The following is a 6,034-nucleotide window of genomic DNA, read 5'->3' on the forward strand; positions in this document are numbered from 1 at the left end:
GAGTGCGGTTTCCGTTTTCCCGACGCCCGAGGGACCGGCCAGCATGAACACGCCGATCGGTTTGCCGGGGTTGTCCAAGCTTGCCCGCGACGTTTGGATGCGTTTGGCGATCATCTCCAGCGCGTGACGCTGGCCGATGATTCGATCGTTCAGGATATCGGCGAGTTTGAGAACGGTCGCCAATTCGTCTTTCACCATCCGTCCGACAGGGATCCCGGTCCAATCCTGGACGACCGATCCGACGGCTTGCTCGTCGACGGTGGGCAGAATCAACGGGTGTTCGCCTTGCAGTTCCTGAAGCTGGGATTGCAGTTCTTTGAGTTCATCGAGCAGCTTTTTTCGGTCCGCGTCGGACAGCTTGACTTCGGCTTTCTCTTCGGCCGGCTCGGCGGTCTGAACCTTGACGCTTTTGGCTTCCGCATCGGCGGCCTTTTCCAACGGACTGTCGGTGCCTTCGACTTTGCCGTGGTGACCGCGGAGCTGGCTACGAACGTCCAGGATTTTTTCGACCAGCTCCTTTTCGTTGTTCCAGCGTTCTTCCAAACCGCTCAGCCGTTCTTGTTCGTAAGCGAGCGCCTCGGTCGCGCGTCGCTGTCGTTCGGTCGTTTCGACGCCCACCAGGTCCTCGTCGGCAATGATTCGCAATTCGGTATTGAGCGCATCGATGCGTTTCCGAGAATCATCGACTTCGGCCGGGACGGCGTGCTGACTGATTGCGACGCGTGCAGCGGCGGTATCGAGCAGACTGACCGATTTGTCGGGCAACTGACGCGCGGGGATGTAGCGGTGGGACAGCTTGACGGCGGCTTCCAGGGCTTCGTCGAGCACTTTCACCTTGTGGTGTTTTTCGAGCGTCGACGCCATGCCACGCATCATCAGGATGGCGCGTTCTTCGCTGGGCTCTTCGACCTGAACGACCTGGAAACGCCGCGTCAGCGCGGGGTCTTTCTCGATGTGTTTTTTGTATTCGGCCCAGGTCGTTGCCGCGACGGTGCGCAGGGTCCCTCGAGCGAGGGCCGGTTTGAGCAAGTTGGCCGCGTCGCCGGTGCCCGCTGCGCCACCGGCGCCGACCAGCGTGTGGGCTTCGTCGATGAACATGATGATCGGCTTTTCAGAGGATTGGACTTCTTCGATCACCTGTTTGAGTCGGTTTTCAAATTCGCCTTTCATGCTCGCGCCGGCTTGCAACAGGCCGACGTCCAGCGAACGCAACGAGACGTCTCTGAGCGGCGGCGGCACATCGCCCGATGCGATTTTGAGCGCGAAGCCTTCGACGACGGCTGTTTTTCCCACGCCGGCTTCACCGGTCAGAATGGGGTTGTTCTGTCGACGCCGCATCAGAATATCGATGATTTGACGAATCTCTTCGTCGCGTCCGACGATCGGATCGATCTTGCCTTGGCGAGCATTTTCGGTCAGGTCGACGGTGAATTGTTTGAGCGCTTCCTGTTTGCCCATCGCCGCCGGAGCCATCGCGCCGCTGGCTTCGCCCGGGGCCGCGCCGCCGCCGACCTGGAACCCGTCGCTGGCGCGCATGGATTCTTCCGGAGACCCGCTGACGACTTCATCGAATCGGTCGGTCAGCGTGTCCAATTTGACCTTTTCGAATTCCGCGGAAATGTCGTACAGGGCGTGCGTCAGACTGCGTGTCTTGAGCATCCCGACGACCAGGTGCCCGGTGCGGACTTGCGATTCGCCGAACATCAGCGTGCCGTAGACCCAGCCCCGCTCGACGGCTTCTTCGATGTGCGACGACAGGTCAGAGATCGAGGTGGACCCACGGGGCAGCTTGTCCAACGACTCGGTCATGTCCTTGACCAGTTTCGAAGGGTTGATGTTGAACTGCTTGACGATGTGATGGAGGTCCGAGTCCTCCAGCTGTAGGATTTGGTTGAACCAGTGGACGAGTTCGACGTAGGGGTTGCCGCGCATCTTGCAGAATACGGTGGCACTCTCGATCGACTTGTAACCCACGCTGTTGAGTTTTCCAAACAGTGCGGTGCGGCTGATATCGGACAAGGTCTTTCTCCTAGGTTGCGAACTTGACAGGCCGGAAGCCTATCCCACTTGTTCATTCGAGTCTTTTTAACTGTGTAACAATAAGTCTTTCGGATCTTCGGTGACGCCATCGCTGTCCAACCACATGGTTTGACCGAGTTTTGCCTCGCCCAGTTGCCAGGAAGGCGTTTCTTCTTTCTTGAGGACGAGGTTCAGATCCCAAAGCAATTCTTCGCCGAGATAGTTTTTGACCAGCGCGGTCAATCGCTGCAGGCTTTCGCCACCGGGAAGCAGGCGGGAAAAATCATCCCAACCGACCGGTCCGACGGTGATGCGAAAGTTTTGTTGGCACTCCCAGACATGCGAACCGAGCGTGCAAGCGACCCCGACGCTGGAACTGTCGGGATCGTCACCGAGGTTGAAGCGGCAGTTGTCGGGGATTTCGGTCCATCGGCCGACGAACTCTTCGATCTCGCAGGGCACTTTGAAAAAGTCTGAAATCATGGCCTGCAAGCCTTCGGGGTTGCGGGCCTGGCAGGCGAAGCGACCGGCATAAAACAGCTTTGCCAGATCGGGCAATTCGTCACGATCTTGCAGCGACGGCATGCCGATCCCAATCAGGGACCCGACGTAGACCGAGAATCGATCCGATTCGGGACGATCGAAATGCGCGACCGGTTGAGCATCAGCCCAAGCCCGATAGAAGAGCGAGAGCATGCGGTGATGAAAGACGTCCAGGAAAGCGGCGAACGTGGTGTCGTCGTGGTGCTGGATTCGATCGCGAATGTATTCGGTCAAGTGCAGCGGCAGAGCGCCGTTGGGACCGCACAGTCCGAAGAAGCGGACGCTCATTTTGTGGTAGTCGTTGGCGCCGGCCCCGCTGGCGAGATCAAACGCCGACAACGACGACGGTGCGAAACTGAGCGAGGGTTGCTGGGCCAACCGGACGCGATCATCGGACAGACGAATGGTGTGACCGAACCGAGGGGAATCGGCAAACGCGCATTCGAGCAACCGCATCGCTTGATAGAAATCAAACTTGTACGGTTCGTCGTTTAGCCGTTGCAGCGTCACGTCTAAAGGGCGTGTCGCCGTCCCATCTTCGCGGGCCATCGCGTTACCTCTCCTCGTTCGGTCGTTCGAAAGACCGTTTCGGTAAATGAGTTGATTGACACATACTTTGCAAAGAATTCGTTGAGCACCGCCGCCATCAAGAACGCACCGGTTCCCTCGAATCCTGTTTCGTCCAGCGTGAGCGTGAGTTCGAGACCACGGCCGAAACTGAGCGGACCGGACGACGAGATCGGGCGGGTGACCGGTTTGGATTCGATCGACCGCACGGCGTCGATCTGCTTGTTTGTCATCACGTTGTTGGTGTCGGAGTAGAGCGACAGCAGCTCGCGGAGCGCGGTCGCGCCGCCGGATTCGCTGTTGACCAACGAGAGATAATTGAGCGACAGGTGATTGATCAGACGCCAAGTGGTCTGGCCGTTCTCGTAGCTTCTGGAAGGCTGTGGTTTGGTGGGGCCGACCAGACAGCGAACGGCCTGGACGGGGGCGCTGACTTCCAAGGTAAAGTCGGAATCGCTGATTCCCACCGGCATCTGCAGCGGCAGATCGCGATTGGTGCAAAGTGTCTCCACCGACAGCTGGCGAAGCTCGTGCGAATACGGAGCCTCGTTCGCGTCGACCAGCGTCAGGAATGCTTCGCTGCCGATGTAGCTCGAACGTGGCCCGTATTGTTTGTGCTTGCCCGACAGCATGCGGGGCCGCCGCGTGACGGTGAAGTAAGCCCGGCTACGGTGATCCGACGTGAAGTCATTGATCGAATAAAACGGCCTGAACTCCTGCTCGCGGTCGTTGCTGGTGCCGTAGCCTCGCACCTCGCCGACATCGTAAACTTCGAAATCCAGGGGCCGCGTGCGATCCGGCATGACCTGGTATTCCGACGCACGGTCACTGAGATGGATTCGATCGGCGCGTTTGGGGAACAGATTGACCGCCGGACAGCTGAAGAGCGAAAAATGAGTCGCGTCGACGCGGTTGGAAAGCTGCGGGTCGCCGCGGCGAAGCAGAATCGCAATTTCAATCGACTCGCTATCGCATTGTTTGACCAGTGACTGAAGCTCGTTCAGCCGGGCGAACATGTACCGATGCGGGAACGAAAAGTATTCCTGCAACAAGCGGTATCCCTGGAAGGACCGCGGGCCGTAGGGGAGCATGGCTTGGTGATCGCCAAAACCCATCGGGCTGACCTTCGACTTCCCCATTTGGACCTTCCAGCGTGCCTGATTGCCGCCGGCCCGCACGGCGATTCCGACGCCACCGGTCATCAATTGTTCATAGATCCGCATCGGCACGTCGGTGGCGCCGCGAATAAACAGGGGCAGCTGATCGAGCGGAAGCTGATTGAATTTGAGTCCCGCGGTAGACTCCAGCTTCAACACCATGGCGGCTTTGACCGACGGATGGTCGGGCAGCCCCAGCGCGGCGACGTCACGCAGGAAGTAATCCGCCTTGGCCAACTTGATCGGCCAAAGCGTGACCTCGTCGGCCGTGCGGAAGGTACAGCGTGTCTGTTCGCCTTTGCCCAACAGACTTTGCAGCAACGTGTTGCGAGGCAGCTTGAATCCCTCGGCCAACGCCCCTTCGGTCAAATCGGGCTGAAACTGGACGACGGCCATCGAGGGTTGTGGCGACAGATAGTGGGGACACACCATTTGCAGCAAGTGCTGTGTCAGCCGGGGGAATTCGGCATCCAGCTTCAACTGAATCCGCGCGGCCAGCAATGCAAACCCTTCGAACAACCGCTCCACATACGGATCGGCGCACTCAAAAACGTCGATCCCCAAACGGCTCGCGATCTTGGGATATTCCTCCGCGAACTCGGCGCCCGATTCTCGAACGAATTGGAGCTCCTGGTTGTAATAATTCAGCAGACGCGGATCCATGCAGACGTGCCTCGTTAGGCTTCGTGAATATTGACGTTGCCCGTCTCTAGATCGAGCTCCGAACGCAGATACAGACGTTCGGGAAACGGCCTGGACCAGAGTTCGCCTTCGATCTCAAACTGCAATGAGTTTGACAGCGGCGAATCGGGGTCCTTTTCACCTCGCACTTCTAACGTGTCGGCAAGGATCCGGGGTTCGAAATCCAAAATGGCTTGACGGAGCGCCTGTTGAACCTCGAACACTTGCAATCCGGAGACAGTTTTACCGGTCAGATCCGGGATGCCATAATTGATGACCGACTTGGCCACCTCGGGGTAGTCACTGAGGTCCTGGTGGGCGGCAAGGTGGCACGTGTTCATCAGCCATGCCAGGTCACGCAAAACGGCCGCGCGCAACTTGTGGATCGAGAATACACGCTGGTCGCGTGATTCGGTTTTGGTTCCCGCTTGGTCATCGGTCAACCGATCCAACAGCGAAGGAAACAGACGTTCTTGAGAACTCAGGTCTGCCATCGTACTCAGTCATCACCACTTGGAACGTCGCTTGATTCGTCCTGGTCAGATTCAGATTCCTGATCGGCTTCGATCTCCACGTTCAACGTGATTTTTCGGACGTCCAGCAACGCGTATTCATCGGCGTCGGTCGCGAGCATGCGTTGACCGATACCGATCGTGAGCTCACTGTCGGAATCCGCAACGTGTTGCCAGTCGGTTTTACGGGAGAGTCGGACCAGGGGATCATCGATCGATTCGGACCCGGGATAGCGAGTCGGAATCATGCCGAAGGATTCACCGCCGTTGGCCCACGTGAAATGCACCGGTGTCCAGACAAAATCACGCAGGTCCGAGGGTGCTTCGATTTCGATTCGGGCGATTCGGTGGAACGGGATCCAGTAATATTGTCCGTTGAGCAGGCCTTCGAGCACGGGTCCGAGTCTCGGATCGGCGTCGGCAATCCAATCGAATTCGTGCCGATGATCACCGGTCAATTCGAGGGTCCCGGCGGTGGTGGGGGCGGACTCGAACGCTTCCGACCGCAGCGATTCGGCTTTGGCGTGTTGCCCGTTGGCAGCCAGCTTGAGCGCC

General features: G+C 58.5%; 5 protein-coding genes. All 5 read right to left on the reverse strand.

Going from position 1 to position 6,034, the window contains the following annotated elements:
* A partial coding sequence (locus ABX749_RS18405) for an AAA family ATPase (protein ID WP_372897249.1) occupies nucleotides 1–2,019 on the reverse strand: 2,019 nt, incomplete at its 3' end.
* A gap of 66 nt (nucleotides 2,020–2,085) precedes the next feature.
* Entirely contained in the window at nucleotides 2,086–3,111 is a 1,026-nt protein-coding gene (tssG, locus tag ABX749_RS18410) for a type VI secretion system baseplate subunit TssG (RefSeq protein WP_372897250.1), read from the reverse strand.
* Nucleotides 3,075–4,949, reverse strand: coding sequence for a type VI secretion system baseplate subunit TssF (gene tssF / locus ABX749_RS18415; protein WP_372897251.1), 1,875 nt, complete (start codon nucleotides 4,947–4,949; stop codon nucleotides 3,075–3,077). Before tssF ends, tssG begins: the two co-directional genes overlap by 37 nt.
* 14 nt (nucleotides 4,950–4,963) lie before the next feature.
* Nucleotides 4,964–5,461, reverse strand: coding sequence for a type VI secretion system baseplate subunit TssE (tssE, locus tag ABX749_RS18420; RefSeq protein WP_145211212.1), 498 nt, complete (start codon nucleotides 5,459–5,461; stop codon nucleotides 4,964–4,966).
* Nucleotides 5,462–5,466: 5 nt separating this feature from the next.
* A partial coding sequence (locus tag ABX749_RS18425) for a type VI secretion system accessory protein TagJ (RefSeq protein WP_372897252.1) occupies nucleotides 5,467–6,034 on the reverse strand: 568 nt, incomplete at its 5' end.

Source organism: Stieleria sp. (assembly GCF_041595215.1).
GTDB lineage: Bacteria > Planctomycetota > Planctomycetia > Pirellulales > Pirellulaceae > Stieleria > Stieleria magnilauensis.

Excerpts from the sequence above, each read along its gene's own strand:
- tssG (WP_372897250.1), bottom strand. The coding sequence starts at position 3,111 with ATGGCCCGCGAAGATGGGACGGCGACACGCCCTTTAGACGTGACGCTG.
- tssE (WP_145211212.1), bottom strand. The coding sequence starts at position 5,461 with ATGGCAGACCTGAGTTCTCAAGAACGTCTGTTTCCTTCGCTGTTGGAT.
- tssF (WP_372897251.1), bottom strand. The coding sequence starts at position 4,949 with ATGGATCCGCGTCTGCTGAATTATTACAACCAGGAGCTCCAATTCGTT.